Origin of the sequence: Streptomyces sp. NPDC005728 (genome assembly GCF_040630895.1) — a bacterium.
Lineage (GTDB): Bacteria > Actinomycetota > Actinomycetes > Streptomycetales > Streptomycetaceae > Streptomyces.
Map to the genome: position 1 here is coordinate 114,763 of NZ_JBEXYL010000003.1, position 17,728 is coordinate 132,490.

The window sequence follows — 17,728 nt, forward strand, 5'->3', positions numbered from 1 at the left end:
AGCCCCATGACCCCCGTCATCGAAGCCGAAGAGCACAAGGCCCTCCGAGCCGCAGTCGCCGCCCTGGGCAAGCGCTACGGCCGCGACTACATCGCCCGTACCGTCGCCGAGGGCCGCCACCCGGCCGAACTCTGGTCCGAGGCAGGCAAACTCGGCTACCTGGGCGTCAACCTCCCCGAGGAGTACGGAGGCGGAGGCGGCGGCATCGCCGAACTCTCCATCGTGCTCGAAGAGCTGGGCGCCGCAGGCTCCCCGCTGCTCATGCTCGTGGTCTCACCCGCCATCTGCGGCACGGTCATCTCCCGCTTCGGCACCGAGGAGCAGAAGCGGGCCTGGCTCCCGGGACTCGCCGACGGCACCCGCCTGATGGCCTTCGGCATCACCGAACCCGACGCCGGCTCCAACTCCCACCGCATCACCACCACGGCCCGCAGGGACGGCGCCGACTGGCTCCTCACCGGCCGCAAGGTCTTCATCTCCGGTGTCGACATGGCCGACGCCGTGCTGATCGTCGGCCGCACCGAGGACGCCCGCACGGGTCGCCTCAAGCCCTGCCTGTTCATCGTCCCGACGGACGCCGAGGGCTTCCAGCGGCATCCCATCGACATGGAACTCAACGCTGCCGAGAAGCAGTTCGAGCTGGTTCTGGACGATGTACGGCTGCCCGCCGACGCGCTCGTCGGCGACGAGGACGCGGGGCTGCTCCAGTTGTTCGCCGGGCTCAACCCCGAGCGCGTCATGACCGCCGCCTTCGCGATCGGCATGGGCCGGTACGCGCTGTCCAAGGCCGTCGAGTACGCCCGCGACCGTACCGTCTGGAAGGCCCCCATCGGCGCCCACCAGGCGATCGCGCACCCCCTGGCGCAGGCGCACATCGACCTGGAACTGGCCCGGCTGATGATGCAGAAGGCGGCCCACCTGTACGACGCCGGCGACGACATCGGCGCCGGCGAGGCCGCCAACATGGCCAAGTACGCCGCCGGGGAGGCCTGCGTGAAGGCCGTCGACCAGGCCGTGCACACCCTCGGCGGCAACGGCCTCACGCGCGAATTCGGGCTCGCCTCGTTGATAACGGCCGCACGCGTGGCTCGTATTGCTCCGGTGAGCCGGGAGATGATTCTCAACTACGTCTCCCACCAGACCCTGGGCCTGCCCAAGTCCTACTAGGCCCTGTCGTCCACTACCGGCAGCCGCTTGGAGGAACCGTGTTCCGCAGCGCGTACGCAGACGTTCCGCCCGTAGAACTCCCCATCCACGAGGCCGTTCTGGGCCGGGCCGCCGACTTCGGCGACCATCCCGCCCTCATCGACGGCACGGACGGCACCACCCTCACGTACGAGCAGGTGGACCGGTTCCACCGGCGGCTGGCCGCCGCGTTCGCCGACGCCGGCGTGCGCAAGGGCGACGTCCTCGCCCTGCACAGCCCCAACACCATCGCCTTCCCGACCGCCTTCTACGCGGCCACGCGCGCGGGTGCCTCCGTCACCACGGTGCACCCGCTCGCCACGCCCGAGGAGTTCGCCAAGCAGCTCGGCGACAGCGGCGCCCGCTGGATCGTCACCGTCTCCCCGCTCCTGCAGGCGGCCCGCCGCGCCGCCGAACTCGCAGGCGGGATACGGGAGATCTTCGTGTGCGACAGCGCACCCGGACACCGCTCGCTCATCGACATGCTCGCCTGCGCCGCCCCCGAACCGCAGATCGACCTCGACCCGGCCGAGGACATCGCCGCGCTGCCGTACTCCTCCGGGACCACCGGCGTCCCCAAGGGCGTGATGCTCACCCACCGGCAGATCGCCACCAACCTCGCCCAGTTGGAGGCCCCCGTCCCGGCCGGTCCCGGCGACCGCATCCTCGCCGTCCTGCCGTTCTTCCACATCTACGGCCTGACCGCCCTGATGAACGCGCCCCTGCGCAAGGGCGCCACGGTCGTCGTCCTGCCCCGCTTCGACCTGGAGACCTTCCTCGCCGCCGTCGAGAACCACCGCATCACCGGCCTGTACGTCGCCCCGCCGATCGTCCTCGCCCTCGCCAAGCACCCGGCGGTCGCCCGCTACGACCTCTCCTCCCTGAAGTACGTCATCAGTGCCGCCGCCCCGCTGGACGCGAAGCTCGCCGCCGCCTGCGCCGAACGCCTGGGCCTGCCCCCGATAGGCCAGGCCTACGGGATGACGGAACTGTCGCCCGGCACCCACGTCGTCCCGCTCGACGCCCTGCACCGGGCGCCTGCCGGCACGGTCGGCACGCTCATCGCCGGCACCGAGATGCGGATCGTCTCGCTCGACGACCCCGGCAAGGACCTCGGCACCGGCGAGGCCGGCGAGATCCTGATCCGCGGCCCCCAGGTGATGAAGGGATACCTCGGCCGTCCCGACGCCACCGCCGCCATGATCGACACCGAGGGCTGGCTGCACACCGGAGACATCGGCCACGTGGACGCCGACGGCTGGCTCTTCGTCGTCGACCGCGTCAAGGAACTCATCAAGTACAAGGGCTTCCAGGTGGCCCCCGCCGAACTGGAGGCCCTGCTGCTCACCCACCCCGGCATCGCCGACGCGGCCGTCGTCGGCGCCTACAACGAGGACGGCAACGAGGTCCCGCACGCCTTCGTCGTCCGCCAGCCCACAGCCGACGCCCTCGGCGCGAACGAGATCATGCTCTACGTCGCCGAACGCGTCGCCCCCTACAAGCGTGTCCGCCGGGTCACCTTCCTCGACACCGTCCCCCGCGCGGCCAGCGGGAAGATCCTGCGCCGACAACTCAGGGAGCACACGTGACCACACTGATCGGACGCACGCGCGCGCGTGCCGTGGAAACCCTCAGCCTGGACGCCACCGACACCCGCAACGCCCTGTCGGCCGCCCTCGTCGGCCAACTCGCCGACGCCCTCACCGACTGTGCGAAGGACCCGGACATCCGGGCCGTCGTCCTCACCCACACCGGCACCACCTTCTGCGCCGGCGCCGACCTGCGCGACCCGCCCGACCCGGACGCGCTGGTGGGCCTGCTGCGGCAGATCGTGGAGCTGCCCAGACCCGTCGTCGCCCGGATCACCGGACACGTACGCGCCGGCGGCCTCGGCCTGCTCGCCGCCTGCGACATCGCCGCCGCCTCCGCCGAGGCCACCTTCGCCTTCACCGAGGTCCGCATCGGCGTGGCGCCCGCGGTGATCTCCCTCCCGGTGATCCCGCGCGCGGACCCCCGCGCCCTGGCCCGCTACTACCTCACCGGCGAGCGCTTCGACCCCGCCGAGGCCGTACGCCTGGGTCTGCTCACCGTCACCGGCGACGACGTCGACGCAGCCCTCGCCCCCGTTCTGGACGGCCTGTGCCGCTCCTCCCCCCAGGCACTGGCCGAGACGAAACAGCTGCTCACGGCTAGGGTGCTGAAGACGTTCGACCGGGACGCGGCGGAGCTGACCGCGCTCTCGGCCCGGCTGTTCTCCTCCGCCCAGGCCCGGGAGGGGATGACGGCCTTCCTGGAAAGACGGGATGCGGCATGGGTGGTGTGAGTACGGCGGAACGCGACCGCGTACCCAAGCAGGACCGCAGCCGTGCCACCCGGCAGCGGCTCCTGGAAGCCGCCGTGGCCTGCCTGGCCGAGCACGGCTGGGCAGGCTCCACGGTCGCCGTCGTCGCCGAGCGCGCCGGAGTCTCCCGGGGCGCCGCCCAGCACCACTTCCCGACCCGCGAGGACCTGTTCACGGCGGCCGTCGAGTACGTCGCCGAAGAGCGCTCCACCGCGCTCAGGGAGCTGTTCCCGGACGGCCCCGCGGACCGCCGCGCCGTCGTCCTCGCCCTGGTCGGCCTCTACACCGGCCCCCTCTTCCGCGCCGCCCTCCACCTGTGGGTCGCCGCCAGCGACGAGGAACAGCTGCGCCCGCGCGTGACCGAGCTGGAGGCCCGCGTCGGCCGCGAGACCCACCGCATCGCCGTCGACCTCCTCGGCGTCGACGAGACCCGCCCCGGCGTCCGGGAGACGGTCCAGGGCCTGCTCGACATGGCCCGCGGCCTCGGCCTCGCCAACCTCCTCACCGACGACACCGCCCGCCGCGAGCGCGTGGTCGCCCAGTGGGCGGTGCTGCTGGAGGAAACGCTGGGCTGAGAGGGGCGACGCCGGGCCGACGGGGACACCGCGGGGGAGCGTTACCCTTGGGCCCATGCTTCCGATGCTCGTTCGCCGCCGCCACGTGGACTACGTGCGCGTCACGAGCATGGGCTGTCGGCTTTCGGCCTGAAATCAGCCCCTTTTTCTCCCCCTCTTACGGCATTCTGGGCGCCGCCCTACCCTCGGCGGCCTGCCCGTGGCCCACACACCCTGTGGACGCATCCATGACGACGCACCCCGCGACGACCCTGTCGTACGACCAGCTCCCGATCATCGACCTGTCGGCCGCCGACCGCGGTCCCCAGGCCCGTGCCCTGCTCCACGCCCAGCTGCACAGCGCCGCCCACGACGTCGGCTTCTTCCAGCTCGTCGGACACGGCGTGACGCAGACCGAGACCGACGCGCTGCTCACCGCCATGCGTGCCTTCTTCGACCTCCCCGAGGCAGACCGGCTCGCCCTCGACAACGTCAACTCCCCGCACTTCCGCGGCTACACCCGCACCGGCGACGAGCGCACCCGCGGCGCCCGCGACTGGCGCGACCAGCTCGACATAGGCGCCGAGCGCCCCGCCCATGTCCCCGGCCGGGGCGAGCCGCCCTACTGGTGGCTGGAGGGCCCCAACCAGTGGCCGGCCGCCCTCCCCGAGCTGCGCACCGCCGCCCTCGCCTGGGTCGACCGGCTGAGCGCGGTCGCCGAGCGCCTCCTGCACGAACTCCTCACCGCCATCGGCGCCCCCGCCGACTTCTACGACCCGGTCTTCGGCGCGCACGCCCACCCGCACCTCAAGCTCGTGCGCTACCCGGGCAGCGCGGGCGACGGCACCGACCAGGGCGTCGGCGCCCACAAGGACTACGGCTTCCTCACCCTGCTCCTGCAGGACAGGGTCGGTGGCCTCCAGGTCCAGCGCGAGGACGGTCTCTTCCACGACGTGCCCCCGCTGGAGAACGCCTTCGTCGTCAACCTCGGCGAACTCCTGGAAGTGGCGACCAACGGCTACCTCGTCGCCACCAACCACCGGGTGATCAGCCCACCCGGAGCCACCGAACGCTTCTCGGTGCCCTTCTTCTACAACCCCCGCCTGGACGCCAGGGTCGAGCCCCTGCCCTTCCCGCACGCCTCGACGGCGCCGGGCATCACCACCGACCCGGCGAACCCGCTGTTCGCCGAGTACGGCTACAACGAACTGAAGGGCAAGCTCAGGGCACACCCGCTGGCGGCGGAACGGCACCATGCGGACTTGCTGACGCCTGCATGAAAGAACGGGCCCCAAGGGTCCGTTCTTTCGGGGGACGGGGCCGTGCCACATGGCCCCGAGCCCCATGCCCCTGCCGGCCCTGTCAGTGGGCGATGTCCGCGTAGCCGTCGATCTCCTGCGGCCGGCGCGACCCGGGCCCCACATACCGAGCAGAAGGCCGCACAAGCCGTCCCGTCCGCTTCTGCTCAAGGATGTGCGCAGACCAGCCGGCAGTCCGGGCACACGTGAACATCGACGTGAACATGTGCGCCGGAACCTCCGCGAAGTCCAGCATGATCGCGGCCCAGAACTCGACGTTGGTCGCCAGCACCCGGTCCGGACGCCGGTTGTGCAGCTCCTCCAGCGCGGCCTTCTCCAGCGCCTCGGCGATCTCGAAACGAGGAGCACCCAGTTCCCGGGCGGTACGGCGCAGCACGCGAGCGCGCGGATCCTCGGCCCGGTACACCCGGTGCCCGAAGCCCATGAGCCGCTCCCCGCGGTCCAGGGCCCGCTTGACGTACGCCTCCGCGTCACCCGTGCGCTCGATCTCCTCGATCATGCCGAGCACTCGGGAGGGGGCGCCGCCGTGCAGGGGACCGGACATGGCGCCGACCGCCCCGGACAGGGCGGCGGCGACGTCCGCGCCGGTCGAGGCGATGACCCGGGCCGTGAAGGTGGAGGCGTTCATGCCGTGCTCGGCGGCCGACGTCCAGTAGGCGTCGACGGCCGCGACGTGCTTCGGGTCCGGCTCGCCCCGCCAGCGGATCATGAACCGCTCGACCACCGAGTTCGCCTTGTCGATCTCCCGCTGCGGCACCATCGGCAGCCCCTGCCCGCGCGCGGACTGGGCGACGTACGACAGCGCCATGACGGCGGCCCGGGCCAGGTCCTCGCGGGCCCGGTCCGCGTCGATGTCGAGGAGCGGTTTCAGACCCCAGACCGGGGCGAGCATGGCGAGCGCGGACTGTACGTCGACACGGATGTCACCGGAGTGCACCGGGATCGGGAACGGCTCGGCGGGCGGCAGCCCGGGGTTGAAGGCACCGTCGACCAGCAGTCCCCACACGTTCCCGAAGGAGACGTGGCCCACCAGGTCCTCGATGTCGACGCCGCGGTAGCGCAGGGCGCCGCCTTCCTTGTCGGGTTCGGCGATCTCCGTCTCGAACGCGACGACTCCCTCGAGCCCGGGTACGAAATCGGACATCAGGCGGCTCCTCGTGAAAGTGTCGGCGGCGGTCACCCCGGTGATGCCCCGATCAGCCGGTGGTCACCCAAACCGCAGGGGAACCAGCACGATAACTCCGAGTGCCATCGTTGGGGAGCCCATACGACACTGGGTGCCACGCACGTTCGATACGGCAGGATGACCGCGTGACCGACAGCGACCTCAGCCTCGACCCCGTCGTCGATCCCGCCGCCATGCGCAAGCAGTACCGGGCTCAGGGCCTCGACGCGAAGGAACTCGCCGCGCACCCGATGGACCAGTTCTCCCGCTGGTTCGAGGACGCCGCCCGGGCGGCGGTGCACGGCACGCTCTACGAGCCCAACGCGATGGTCGTCTCCACGGCGGACGCGACGGGCCGGCCCAGTTCCCGTACGGTCCTGATGAAGCAGTACGACACCGACGGCTTCGTCTTCTACACCAACTACGACTCCCGCAAGGCCCGTGAGCTGGCCGCCAACCCGTACGTCTCGCTGCTCTTCCCCTGGCATCCGATCGCCCGCCAGGTGATCGTCACCGGTGTCGCCCGGCGCACCGGCCGGGAGGAGAGCGCCGCCTACTTCCGCCTTCGTCCGCACGGCTCCCAGCTGGGCGCCTGGGCCAGCGCCCAGTCCTCGGTGCTCATGTCCCGCGACGAGCTGGATGCCGCCTATGCGGAGCTGGGCGCCCGCTACCCGGAGGGGGAGCAGGTGCCGGTCCCGCCGCACTGGGGCGGCTTCCGGATCGCGCCGGAGACGGTCGAGTTCTGGCAGGGCCGCGAGAACCGCATGCACGACCGGCTGCGGTACGTGGCCCGGCCGGACGGCGCTTGGGACGTGGAGCGGCTCAGCCCCTGAGGTCCTGGAGCCTTCCGGAACGCAGACGACCCGCGAGCTCGGTTCCTCCGTCCGGTGGACGGGGGAGCCGGCCGGACGTACCGGCGAGCTCGCGGGTCGGGTGACTGCGTTGGATTAGGCCAGCTGCGTGTCTGTCGCACACGCTGGTCCGGCACCGCACATCGTGTGGTGGCGAGCCGCTAGCCCGCAGCCACCTCTTCTGTCCGGTATTCATACATCTGCCGAACCACCTCCTTTCCGAATTAGCGCCCACTCTAGGAAGCTGCCGCCGGACGCTCAACTGTTTTTTTCGGGAGATTGACCGGGCGGCTTCCTGTCGCACCGCCCGAGGGCAGTGCGCACCGGCGGAATGCGGTTGACGCAGGACGCCCGGAGAGATTCGCTGCCTCCGTGACCGATCTTCGTATCGAAGCCGTCGACGGCGACCCCGCGCTCGAACAGTGGCGCCACGTCCACAACGTCGTCGTGCCGCCCGCCGCCATGTCCCTGGACGACGCCCGGCAGCGCAGGGACCGGTACCGGCTGGAGAACGCGTACCTGGGTGACGTGCTCGTCGGCTGCTCGACCGTCAGGCCGCCGGACGGCGAGGGCGCCGTTGCCACGGTCATCGCGCGGGTGCTGCCCGGATTCCGGCGCCGCGGCTTCGGTACGGCCCTGTACGAGAACGGGCTCGCCCACGCGCGCGTGCTGGGTGCGAAGGCGGTCGAGACGTGCGTGCTGGCCGTGAACACGGACGGGCTGCGGTTCGCCGAGCGGCACGGTTTCGTGGAGATCGAGCGGTATGTGCTGGACGGCGAGAGCGACGAGTGGGTCGATCTGCGGCTGGAGCGGGAGTCCGGTGCCGGGCATTGATTCCTTCAATCTTGCGGGAACAGGATGTGGGCTGTGTCACGTTCCAGTTGAATGAAGGCCAGTGAGCGAACCGAGCGCCGTACGTGCGCGGACGCAGCCTCCAGGGGGTCCAGGTGAGTGCTTCCCGGCGGAGTGGGACCACCGACGAGCTGGGGCCCGACGAGCCCGAGCGGGACGGTCCGCACGCCCCTGACGACGGTCCGGAGGAGTCCGGCGGCTCCGATCTGCTCGCCGCGCTGCTGGACGGGATGGACGCGGCCCTGTGCGCCTTCGACGCGGACGGGGTGGTCACGCACTGGAACCGCGAGGCCGAGCGGATCCTCGGCTGGACCGCCGCCGAGGCGGTGGGACGGCACGGGTTCGCGGGGTGGGCGGTGCGCAGTGCCGACGCCGAGGACGTCCAGGCGCGGCTGATGTCCGCCATGCACGCCCCCGGCCGGCAGGTGCACGAGTTCGCGCTCGTCACGAAGGACGGGGGGCGCGTTCTCGTGCGGACCCAGTCCGCCGCCGTGCGCGGGCCCGACGGGAAACCGGCGGGACTGTACTGCGCGTTCAGCGAGGTGCATGCGCAGATCGATCTGGAGCGGTCCATCGCGCTCAGCGAGGCGTTGTTCGAGGACGCCTCCTGGGGCGTCGTTCTCGTCGACGCCGATCTGCGGCCCGCCGTCGTCAATGCGCACGCGGCCCGTGCCCTGGGCATCGGGCGGACGTCCGCGCTCGGGCGGCCGCTCGGCGAGCTGCTCGCGCAGGGCGTAGAGGAGCTGGAGGGCGCGCTCACCCATGTCCTGGCCGAGGGAGCGCCGCCCGCGCCCGCCGAGATGTGGGTGACGGTGCGTACGGCCGAGGGCGAGAACCGGCGCTGCTGGCGCAGCGGGTTCGTGCGGCTGGCCTCGCCGCTCGCCGAGGAGCCGGTACCGCTCGGGGTCGGCTGGCTGTTCCAGGACGTCACGGAGGGCAAGCAGGGCGAGCAGGAGGCGGCGCTGCTGCGCTTCCGCACCAACCAGCTGCACCGTGCGGCCCGTGCCGCGGCCGAGTGCGAGGATCCGGCGGAGGCGGCCACCGTCCACCTGGACTTCGCCCTCGCCGGGTTCGCCGACCACGCACTGCTCGACCGGCTGGCGGGTGCCCCGCGCGCGGAGGGCGACGATGCGGCTCCGGCGCGGCTGGTCCGGCTGGCCGCGACTCCGGCCGGAGCGCCGGGGCCCAGTCTGCTGACGGGCGCGGCGGGGCTGCCCCTGCGCTATGAGGAGGGGCACCCGGCGCTGAGCTGTGTGCAGCGGGCGGGAACCGTGCGTGCGGACGCCGGGTCCGTTCCGGCCGAGCGGGCGCGGGAGTGGGCGCTGGCCCGGCAGTGGCCCGGCGACGTGGTGCACGCGCTGTGTGCGGTGCTGCGCAGCCGGGGCCGGACGCTGGGGGTGGTCACGTTCCTGCGCGGGTCCGGCCGCAGCCGTTTCGAGCGTGCGGACGCGGCCTACGCGGAGGACGTGGCCGCGCGGATCGCGGCGGCACTGGATCTGGCGGATGCGGTGCGGGAGAAGCCGGCGGATTAGGCCCGGCCGGGCCTGCTCGGCGCGGGCCGGAAGGCCCTGTCAGTGCCGGTAGAAGATCCGGTCCCCGTACTCCGTCATGACCCGTCCGTTCCAGTCGTGGCCGCCGTCGACGTTGCCGGAGCGCAGCAGCGGGGGTTCGATGCCGCGGTCGGCGAGGGTGGCTGCCGTGGTGGCCATGACGGCCTGCATCAGGGCGCTGGTGACAACCGTCGAGGCGGGGGCGAAGGGGGAGGGGATGGTGTCGAGGGTGAGTTCGGCGTCCCCGACGGCGATCTTCGAGTCCAGGACGATGTCGCAGTGGTCCTTCAGGAAGGTGCCCGAGGCGTGCCGGGACTTGGTCTGAGCGGCGTACGCCACCGAGGTCACGCCGATGACCTTCACGCCGAGGGCGCGGGCGTTGAGCGCCATCTCCACGGGCAGGGCGTTGCGGCCGGACAGAGAGATGATCACGAGGGCGTCGCCGGCGCGGATCGGGGAGGTGTCCAGGACGGCGCTCGCGAGCCCGTCGACGCGTTCCAGGGCGGAGCCGAGGGTGGCGGGGGTGACGTCGACGCCGACGACTCCGGGGACGGCGAGCAGGTTCATCAGGGCGAGTCCGCCGGCGCGGTAGACGACGTCCTGCGCGGCCAGCGAGGAGTGCCCGGCGCCGAAGGCGAACAGGCGGCCGCCGGCCTCGACGGTGTCGGCGAGCAGGGTGCCGGCCGCTCCGATCGTCCCGGCCTCCTCCTCGCGGACCCGTCGCAGCAGGCCGATGGCGGCGTCGAAGAACAGGTCGGCAGGCGTGCCGTCGCTCATGCGGTGCCCCTTCGCAGCGTCTGTGTCGCGGATCACCGTGCGGTCTGGACCAGTGCGGTGTCAATACGGCCGGGTCCGGGCGCCCTGCGAGTACGGTGACTGCAACTCCCCCGGGCCGTGGGACTGTGTCACCATGCGGCTCCGCCGCGTGGGCGCGATCGGTCGCACACGGCGCGCGGCATCAAGACCCCCGAGGCCCCCGTTTCCCCGGTACGGCCCGCTTGTCGGTGGGGTACGGCAGAATTGGTTGCAGGGCCAGCGCACGCGCCGGGCTTCCGGCAGAGGTAATCGAGGGGCACGTATGTCCGGACTGATCGACACCACGGAGATGTATCTCCGCACCATCCTCGAACTCGAAGAGGAAGGCGTCGTCCCCATGCGCGCCCGCATCGCGGAGCGGCTGGACCAGAGCGGGCCGACGGTGAGCCAGACGGTGGCGCGCATGGAGCGCGACGGCCTGGTCTCGGTGGCCAGCGACCGCCACCTGGAGCTGACCGACGAAGGCCGCAGACTGGCCACGCGGGTGATGCGCAAGCACCGCCTCGCGGAGTGTCTGCTGGTCGATGTGATCGGCCTGGAGTGGGAGCAGGTCCACGCGGAGGCGTGCCGCTGGGAGCACGTGATGAGCGAGGCCGTGGAGCGCAGGGTCCTGGAGCTGCTGCGGCACCCGACCGAGTCGCCGTACGGCAACCCCATCCCGGGCCTGGAGGAGCTGGGCGAGAAGGACGGGGCGGACCCGTTCCTGGACGAGGGCATGGTGTCGCTGGCCGACCTGGACCCGGGCAGCGACGGCAAGACGGTCGTGGTCCGCCGGATCGGCGAGCCGATCCAGACGGACGCCCAGCTGATGTACACGCTGCGCCGCGCGGGTGTGCAGCCCGGCTCGGTGGTGAGCGTGACGGAGTCGGCCGGCGGGGTGCTGGTGGGCAGCGGCGGCGAGGCGGCCGAGCTGGAGGCGGACGTCGCCTCGCATGTGTTCGTCGCCAAGCGCTGAACAGGAGAGGGCCCCGGCGCCGTGTGGCGCCGGGGCCTGTCCTCCCCTGTGCTGACCCGGAGCCCCGAGCTCTCAGGGTCATTTCCCTCGGACCGTTTTTCCCCGAGCGGTCCGCCTCCCGCCAGAAAGATCCCCTCGGCGGCGGCGATCATTCCTTGAGGGGTGTCACTCAAACGAGGGGTGTTGTCCGCAGAGACCACATTTTCGAATACGCATTCGATAGTCTGCGGCGGCAGTACGACGGCGACAACGGCAGTACAACGGTACGAGGCAGGCGGAGCTGGGGGGGTGCCAGGCCGATGGCACGGCGTATCGATGTGACGGGAGCGGGCGGGGTGCGCCTGGCCGCGTGGGACTTCGCGGACCCGCCCAAACCCGGGGCGGAGCGAGGAGCTCCGGGCGTGCTGTTACTCCATGGCCTGATGGGCCGCGCCTCGCACTGGGCCTCCACCGCCCGCTGGCTCGCCGAGCGCCACCGCGCCGTCGCGCTCGACCAGCGGGGCCACGGCCGGAGCGACAAGCCCGCGGAGGCCGCCTACACCCGCGAGGCCTACGTCGAGGACGCCGAGGCCGCTCTCGAGCAGCTCGGTCTCGCCCCCGCGGTCCTCATCGGGCATGCCATGGGCGCGCTGACCGCCTGGCAGCTTGCCGCGAAACGCCCCGACCTGGTGCGCGGCCTGGTCATCTGCGACATGCGGGCCTCCGCGCTCGGCGCGGCCTCGCAGCGGGAGTGGGCCGAGTGGTTCCGGTCCTGGCCCGTCCCCTTCACCACCCTCGCCGACGTCCGCAAGTGGTTCGGGGAGGACGATCCGTGGGTGGAACGGCCCATTCCGTCCCGCGGGGCGTTCTACGCGGAAGTGATGCACGAGTGCGGGGACGGCTGGCGGCCGGTTTTCGAGCCCGAGCAGATGCTGAGGACCCGGGAGAGCTGGGTGTACGACGCGCACTGGGAGGAACTGGCGCAGGTGCGCTGCCCTGCTCTTGTCGTCCGCGGGCTCGACGGTGAGCTGGGGCGCGCCGAGGCGCAGGAGATGGTGCGGGTGCTGCCGAGCGGGGAGTACGCGGAGGTGGCCGAGGCGGGGCACCTGGTCCACTACGACCAGCCGGTGGCCTGGCGGGGTGCCATCGAACCGTTTCTGGAGGCTGTGCTGGCTGTGTGACAGCGCCTCGTCGTCTGCGTGGCTGCTCCCGCGTCGGCGGGTGCGGATGGGGTCCGGCTTGCCGCGCAGTTCCCCGCGCCCCTCGACCGGTCAGCCTTTGCTCACGGCCGTCAGGATCTCCGGCAGACGGGCTGCCGTTCGGGGAGCCGCCAGGTGCAGGCCGAGCAGGGTGAGGGTCGCCCCGTACGCCGCCCCGGCCGGCAGCAGCACCCACCCCCACGCATCCGCGTCCGCGGTCACGTTCAGCCAGATCGTCGCCGCGATGACGGGAGAGCAGAGCAGAGCCGCTGCGACCATGCCGCCGAAGATCGAGATCCAGGCGAGGCCGGCCTGGCCGGGGGCCACGTTCTTGTGGCCCTCCTGCGGGATGGAGTACGGGAAGCGGGCCGAGGTCCAGGCGCCGGTGGCCAGCATCGCACCGAGCAGTGCGAGGGACAGGCCCAGCGCTTCCGGCAGCCGGGCCCAGGCGTCGAGCAGCGAGGTCGTCAGGACGGTCACGAGGACGGCGTACGGCAGGGCGATCACCAGGAGGGCCAGTGCGCGCCCGCGCAGCTCGGTGTGGGCGTCGCGTGCCGAGGAGATCGTCTGGGCCACCATCCAGAAGGCCGAGGTGTCCTGCCCGAACTGGTTGTACATCTGGATGCCGAGCATGCCGGCGGCGAAGCACGCGAAGTAGATCGACCCGGTGCCCTGCATCGCGTTGAACACCGGCACGATCAGCCCGATGGCCAGCGAGGTCACCCAGGCGGCCTTGGTCTTCGGGTCGCGCCAGACGTAGCGCAGGCTGCGCTCCATGACCGTACCCGTGCGCCCGCCCGGCAGCAGCCGCCGGAGCCCGGCCGGGGAACGGTCCCGCACCCCCGTGTCGGCCGCCTGGAGCGTGGATCCGTCGGGCGAGGTCATCAGCCGGGTCAGGCTCCGCGCCCAGACCACGATCAGCAGTGCCGGCCCGGCCACCGACACCGCGAGTTGACCGAGAGCCACGCCGTACGCCCCCTCGCTCGCCGACCGCACCGCCCCCACCGCCGACGCGGGCGGCACCCAGGACAGCACGTCCGCAGCCGGCTGCAGCTGCCCGAGTCCCGCCGAACCCAGCCGCTGTACACCGAAGTTGACCAGCTGTGCCCCGACGGCGCCCACCAGCCCGCTCAGCACGGCAAGATCGCGGCCCTTCCTGCTGGTCAGCAGCCGTACGTTGGCGGCGGCGACGGCCCGAGCGAGCGCCACGCAGACCAGCAGGGCGAGCGGGACGGCGGCGACGGAGAAGGCGTAGCCCGCCGCGCCGTGCGCCACCGACAGCACGCATCCCGCCAGCACCAGCAGCGTGAACAGTGGCCCGATGCCGACCAGTGAGGCGGCCAGCAGGGCCCGGACCAGCGGCCGGGGCCGCAGCGGCAGCATCACCAGCCGGGTCGGGTCCAGCGTCTCGTCACCGCTCGGGGAGAACAGGGGCAGCACCGCCCAGCCCAGCGCCAGCACGGCCGTACCCGGCACGGCGACGGCCTCGGCGTGCGCATGCCCGCGCAGCGCCATGAAACCGAGCAACTGGAGCAGTGCGAACAGCAGGGCGACGACGGCCGAGGCGACGAACGCGGCCCGTCGGCCCGCCGACTGCCTGAGCCCGTTCCGCAGCAGCGACAGCTTCAGCCGTACGACGGTGGAGGTCAGGCTCGTCATCGGGCCGCCCCGCCGCCCAGCCAGTCCAGATCGGACGCGGCATCCCGCCCGCTCGCCCCCACCAGCTCCAGGAAGGCCGCCTGCAGGGTGGGATGTTCCCCGCGTACCTCGGCCAGCGTGCCCGTCGCCCGGATGCGCCCCGCCGCCATGACGGCCACCCAGTCGCACAACGACTCGACCAGCTCCATCACGTGCGAGGAGAACACGACGGTGGCGCCGGAGGCGGTGTACCGCTCCAGCACGCCCCGGATCGTCTGCGCGGACACGGGGTCCACGCCCTCGAACGGCTCGTCCAGGAAGAGCACTTCGGGATTGTGGAGGAGCGCGGCCGCGAGCCCGATCTTCTTGCGCATGCCGGTCGAGTAGTCGACGACCAGCTTGTGCTGCGCCCCGGCGAGGTCGAGTACGTCCAGCAACTGTGTGGCCCGCTTGTCGACCTCGGCGCCGGGCAGTCCGCGCAGCCGCCCCGAGTACCCGAGCAGCTCCCGTCCCGACAGCCGCTCGAACAGCCGCAGCCCCTCGGGCAGCACCCCGATCCGCGCCTTGACGGCCACCGGGTCCCGCCACACGTCGTGCCCGACGACCTCGACGGACCCCTGGTCGGGCCGCAGCAACCCGGTCACCATGGACAGCGTGGTGGTCTTCCCGGCCCCGTTCGGCCCGACCAGCCCGATGAACCTGCCGGCGGGCAGATCGAGATCGATCCCCCCGACGGCGATCTGCGCCCCGAACTGCTTCCAGAGCCCCCGCACACGAACCGCAGCCTCGTTCATGCCAGAACCCTACGGCGGTGCAATGTCCTGGGGGCGCGGGGACCGCGTACGTCACTTGTCCCGACCGCACGCATAGGCGAGCGGCGAGATCAACTCCTCGGCATCCGGCAACCACCGATTCGCCGGGGTGGGCCGGCAAGCCCACTGCACAGCGCCACGCGAGCCGAACCGAGTCGGCGGAGCGGCCACGTAAGCGCCCTCACCCAACGGAGCGAGATCCAGCGAAGCCAGCGACCACCCCAACTTCCGTACCAGATCAGGAACCTTCACGGAGGCCCCCGGGAGCACGAAGAACTGCATCCGCCGGTCGGGAGTCAACGTCACCGGCCCCAGGGTCAACTCCATCCGCTCCATGCGAGCGAGCGCCAGGAACCCAGCACTCTCCGGGACGGACAGCGCATCGAACGTGCGCCCCGTGGGCAGCAGGATCGACGCGGTCGGCTGTTTCTGCCACATCCGGCGCGCGACGGTCGCACTGCCGGTCGCCTGGGTCGCCCAGTCGGGGCGCGTGGGATGCGCACCCGGCGCGGGACAGGAGGCGTCGCCGCACGAGCAGCGCTGCACCCCGTCGACGGCTTCCAGCCAGGTGCCCGGGAACACGTCCCAATGCCGCTCCTCGGCGTAGCGTACGGCGGTTTCCAGCAGCGATTCCCCGCGCTGCTGCGGAATCTGAGCGGCTTCGGTGCCGGCGATCGTCTCTTCCACGGTTCACTCAACTCCCGCACCCACCTGGAGTTACGGCTCATGCGCGCGCGGGGGAGGAGCATCGGCCCCGCAGCCGGGGCGCATGGGTGCACAGGTGGGGGCGCGCGGGAGGAACCGGGGCGGGGGCTGGGTAGCCAGTGATGGGGGTGGCATCTGCCTTTACCCCGGCAAACCGCACATGTCACGCATTGACGGTATGTCAGCTGGGCAGTGATCTTCACGACCGGATCCTTCCGGCCGGATCTTCACGCTCCATGGGGTTCGCAGGGGGTAGCACATGGCCGCAAGGCCTCTCGTGGCGAGGCAGCCGAACGAACGGCTGCAGGCACTCATCCAGGAAGCGGGGTGCTCGAACGCCGGGCTGGCCCGGCGGGTCAACATGTGCGGCGCCGAGCACGGCCTCGACCTGCGCTACGACAAGACGTCCGTGGCCCGCTGGCTGCGCGGTCAGCAGCCGCGGGGCCGGGCCCCGGCGATCATCGCGGAGGCGCTCGGGCGCAAGCTCGGCCGTACGGTCACGATCGACGAGATCGGCATGGCCAACGGCAAGAACCTCGCCTCGGGGGTCGGTCTCCAGTTCTCGCCGACGGTACTGGGGGCCATCGAGCAGGTCTGCGAGCTGTGGCGCAGCGACGTGGGCCGGCGGGACTTCCTGTCCGGCTCGTCCGTCGCCGCCTCCGCGCTGGTCGAGCCCAGCCGCGACTGGCTGATCTCGGCGCCGGACCCCCAGGTGTCCCGGCAGGCGGGCCCGCGCGTGGGCCAGTCCGACGTGGCCGCCGTACGGTCCATGACCCAGGCGCTGGTGGACCTCGACCACCAGTTCGGCAGCGGGCACGTGCGCCCGGTCGTCGTGCACTACCTCAACAGCGTCGTCTCCGGGCTGCTCGCGGGGTCGTACCGCGAGGCGGTCGGCCGCGACCTCTTCGCGACCGTCGCCCGGCTGACCGAGCTGGCCGGGTACATGGCGGTCGACACCGGGCAGCCGGGTCTCGCCCAGCGGTACTACATCCAGTCGCTGCGCCTGGCGCAGGCGGCCGGTGACCGCGGATACGGCGGTTACATCCTCGCCGCCTCCATGAGTCATCTCGCCGCGCAGCTCGGCAACCCGCGCGAGATCGCCCAGCTGGCGCGGGCCGCGCAAGAAGGGGCGCGCGGGCGGGTGACTCCGCGCGCGGAGGCGATGTTCCACGCGGCCGAGGCCCGCGGGCACGCCCTGCTCGGTGACGCCCGGTCCGCGCAGGCGGCCTCCGGGCGTGCCGTCGCGGCGATGGAGCAGGCGGACGCGGCCTCCGGGGACGACCCCGTGTGGATCGCGCACTTCGACGAGGCCTATCTGGCCGACGAGCTGGCGCACTGCCACCGTGACCTGGGCCAGGCCGAGGCGGCGGCGCGGTACGCCGAGCAGTCGCTGGCCGGGCACCCCGAGTCCCGGGCCCGGCGCCGCGCCATCGGCTATGTGCTGCTCGCCACGGCCCAGGTGCAGCAGCGCGAGATCGAGCAGGCGTGCAGCACCGGGACGAAGGCGGTGGAGTTGCTGGAGACACTGCGCTCCAACCGGGGCGCCGAGTACCTGGAGGACCTGCAGCAGCGCCTGGAGCCCTTCCGGGACGAAGCGGTCGTACGGGAGTTCGGGGCCCGTCTCGACCTCCAGCAAGCCGCCTGAACACCGGCCCCGCGGTTGCGTGAACGCACGGGAAACGGCACCGGGGCGCACGAGGGGTGCCATTTACAGCGCACCGCGGGGCGGTTTTGTTACTGCTGTCACAGCGAGGAAGATCGCGCCCTGAGCTGCGTGGCACCCGGCTCGGGGGACCCGGTAGCGTGA

Annotated in this window: 16 protein-coding genes; 11 read left to right on the forward strand and 5 right to left on the reverse strand. The window is 72.0% G+C overall.

The features are described from left to right. Positions 1-6 precede the first annotated feature (6 nt). From ABZ471_RS03745 to ABZ471_RS03765, 5 genes are all read left to right on the forward strand, one after another. Entirely contained in the window at positions 7-1,167 is a 1,161-nt protein-coding gene (locus ABZ471_RS03745) for an acyl-CoA dehydrogenase (protein WP_359062009.1), read from the forward strand. 38 nt (positions 1,168-1,205) lie between these two features. After that, positions 1,206-2,774: a 4-coumarate--CoA ligase family protein gene (locus tag ABZ471_RS03750; RefSeq protein ID WP_359062011.1), complete on the forward strand. Its 1,569-nt coding sequence runs from the start codon at positions 1,206-1,208 to the stop codon at positions 2,772-2,774. After that, on the forward strand, positions 2,771-3,508 hold the full coding sequence (locus tag ABZ471_RS03755; protein ID WP_359062013.1) for an enoyl-CoA hydratase family protein: 738 nt from the start codon (positions 2,771-2,773) through the stop codon (positions 3,506-3,508). Before ABZ471_RS03750 ends, ABZ471_RS03755 begins: the two co-directional genes overlap by 4 nt. Continuing rightward, positions 3,496-4,101 carry a TetR/AcrR family transcriptional regulator gene (locus tag ABZ471_RS03760; RefSeq protein WP_359062015.1) on the forward strand — a complete coding sequence of 202 codons (606 nt, stop codon included), beginning with the start codon at positions 3,496-3,498 and terminating at the stop codon, positions 4,099-4,101. The genes ABZ471_RS03755 and ABZ471_RS03760 overlap by 13 nt, the downstream gene beginning before the upstream one ends. Before the next feature lie 227 nt (positions 4,102-4,328). Next, entirely contained in the window at positions 4,329-5,360 is a 1,032-nt protein-coding gene (locus ABZ471_RS03765) for a 2-oxoglutarate and iron-dependent oxygenase domain-containing protein (protein WP_359062017.1), read from the forward strand. A gap of 82 nt (positions 5,361-5,442) precedes the next feature. Here the strand turns inward: ABZ471_RS03765 and ABZ471_RS03770 are convergent, their stop codons facing one another. Then, positions 5,443-6,543 carry a citrate synthase 2 gene (locus ABZ471_RS03770; protein WP_359062018.1) on the reverse strand — a complete coding sequence of 367 codons (1,101 nt, stop codon included), beginning with the start codon at positions 6,541-6,543 and terminating at the stop codon, positions 5,443-5,445. A gap of 167 nt (positions 6,544-6,710) precedes the next feature. On the opposite strand from ABZ471_RS03770, the gene pdxH reads away from it, so the two are divergent. The 3 genes from pdxH (at position 6,711) to ABZ471_RS03785 (ending at position 9,799) form a co-directional block, all read left to right on the forward strand. Then, the gene (gene pdxH, locus ABZ471_RS03775) at positions 6,711-7,397 is read left to right on the forward strand and encodes a pyridoxamine 5'-phosphate oxidase (RefSeq protein ID WP_359062020.1); all 687 of its coding nucleotides are present in this window, start codon (positions 6,711-6,713) and stop codon (positions 7,395-7,397) included. A gap of 390 nt (positions 7,398-7,787) precedes the next feature. After that, on the forward strand, positions 7,788-8,249 hold the full coding sequence (locus ABZ471_RS03780) for a GNAT family N-acetyltransferase (protein WP_359062022.1): 462 nt from the start codon (positions 7,788-7,790) through the stop codon (positions 8,247-8,249). Between the two features lie 113 nt (positions 8,250-8,362). Further along, a complete protein-coding gene (locus ABZ471_RS03785; protein ID WP_359062024.1) occupies positions 8,363-9,799 on the forward strand; it encodes a PAS domain-containing protein in 1,437 nt (478 codons plus the stop codon). Between the two features lie 39 nt (positions 9,800-9,838). Here ABZ471_RS03785 and ABZ471_RS03790 read toward each other — a convergent pair whose 3' ends face one another. Beyond that, complete coding sequence (locus ABZ471_RS03790; protein WP_359062026.1) at positions 9,839-10,594, reverse strand: SIS domain-containing protein; 756 nt, start codon at positions 10,592-10,594, stop codon at positions 9,839-9,841. Positions 10,595-10,895: 301 nt separating this feature from the next. On the opposite strand from ABZ471_RS03790, the gene ABZ471_RS03795 reads away from it, so the two are divergent. Both ABZ471_RS03795 and ABZ471_RS03800 read left to right on the forward strand, forming a co-directional pair. Continuing rightward, positions 10,896-11,588 (forward strand): metal-dependent transcriptional regulator, encoded by a 693-nt coding sequence (locus tag ABZ471_RS03795; RefSeq protein ID WP_067120881.1) that lies wholly within the window; start codon positions 10,896-10,898, stop codon positions 11,586-11,588. Positions 11,589-11,887: 299 nt separating this feature from the next. Beyond that, positions 11,888-12,748: an alpha/beta hydrolase gene (locus ABZ471_RS03800; protein ID WP_359062028.1), complete on the forward strand. Its 861-nt coding sequence runs from the start codon at positions 11,888-11,890 to the stop codon at positions 12,746-12,748. A gap of 90 nt (positions 12,749-12,838) precedes the next feature. On the opposite strand, the gene ABZ471_RS03805 is transcribed toward ABZ471_RS03800, so the two are convergent. The 3 genes from ABZ471_RS03805 to ABZ471_RS03815 are packed head-to-tail and all read right to left on the reverse strand — an operon-like array spanning position 12,839 to position 15,903. Next, positions 12,839-14,425 carry a transporter gene (locus ABZ471_RS03805; protein WP_359062030.1) on the reverse strand — a complete coding sequence of 529 codons (1,587 nt, stop codon included), beginning with the start codon at positions 14,423-14,425 and terminating at the stop codon, positions 12,839-12,841. Next, positions 14,422-15,198 carry an ABC transporter ATP-binding protein gene (locus ABZ471_RS03810; protein ID WP_359062032.1) on the reverse strand — a complete coding sequence of 259 codons (777 nt, stop codon included), beginning with the start codon at positions 15,196-15,198 and terminating at the stop codon, positions 14,422-14,424. The genes ABZ471_RS03805 and ABZ471_RS03810 overlap by 4 nt, the downstream gene beginning before the upstream one ends. A gap of 51 nt (positions 15,199-15,249) precedes the next feature. Then, positions 15,250-15,903 (reverse strand): bifunctional DNA primase/polymerase, encoded by a 654-nt coding sequence (locus ABZ471_RS03815; RefSeq protein ID WP_359062034.1) that lies wholly within the window; start codon positions 15,901-15,903, stop codon positions 15,250-15,252. Between the two features lie 277 nt (positions 15,904-16,180). Between ABZ471_RS03815 and ABZ471_RS03820 the strand changes: the two genes are divergently transcribed. Beyond that, complete coding sequence (locus tag ABZ471_RS03820) at positions 16,181-17,566, forward strand: transcriptional regulator (protein WP_359062036.1); 1,386 nt, start codon at positions 16,181-16,183, stop codon at positions 17,564-17,566. The last annotated feature ends 162 nt before the right edge of the window (positions 17,567-17,728 follow it).

Excerpts from the sequence above, each read along its gene's own strand:
- ABZ471_RS03790 (WP_359062026.1), bottom strand. The coding sequence starts at position 10,594 with ATGAGCGACGGCACGCCTGCCGACCTGTTCTTCGACGCCGCCATCGGC.
- ABZ471_RS03805 (WP_359062030.1), bottom strand. The coding sequence starts at position 14,425 with ATGACGAGCCTGACCTCCACCGTCGTACGGCTGAAGCTGTCGCTGCTG.
- ABZ471_RS03765 (WP_359062017.1), top strand. The coding sequence starts at position 4,329 with ATGACGACGCACCCCGCGACGACCCTGTCGTACGACCAGCTCCCGATC.
- ABZ471_RS03795 (WP_067120881.1), top strand. The coding sequence starts at position 10,896 with ATGTCCGGACTGATCGACACCACGGAGATGTATCTCCGCACCATCCTC.
- ABZ471_RS03745 (WP_359062009.1), top strand. The coding sequence starts at position 7 with ATGACCCCCGTCATCGAAGCCGAAGAGCACAAGGCCCTCCGAGCCGCA.
- ABZ471_RS03810 (WP_359062032.1), bottom strand. The coding sequence starts at position 15,198 with ATGAACGAGGCTGCGGTTCGTGTGCGGGGGCTCTGGAAGCAGTTCGGG.
- ABZ471_RS03760 (WP_359062015.1), top strand. The coding sequence starts at position 3,496 with ATGGGTGGTGTGAGTACGGCGGAACGCGACCGCGTACCCAAGCAGGAC.
- ABZ471_RS03800 (WP_359062028.1), top strand. The coding sequence starts at position 11,888 with ATGGCACGGCGTATCGATGTGACGGGAGCGGGCGGGGTGCGCCTGGCC.
- ABZ471_RS03820 (WP_359062036.1), top strand. The coding sequence starts at position 16,181 with ATGGCCGCAAGGCCTCTCGTGGCGAGGCAGCCGAACGAACGGCTGCAG.
- ABZ471_RS03770 (WP_359062018.1), bottom strand. The coding sequence starts at position 6,543 with ATGTCCGATTTCGTACCCGGGCTCGAGGGAGTCGTCGCGTTCGAGACG.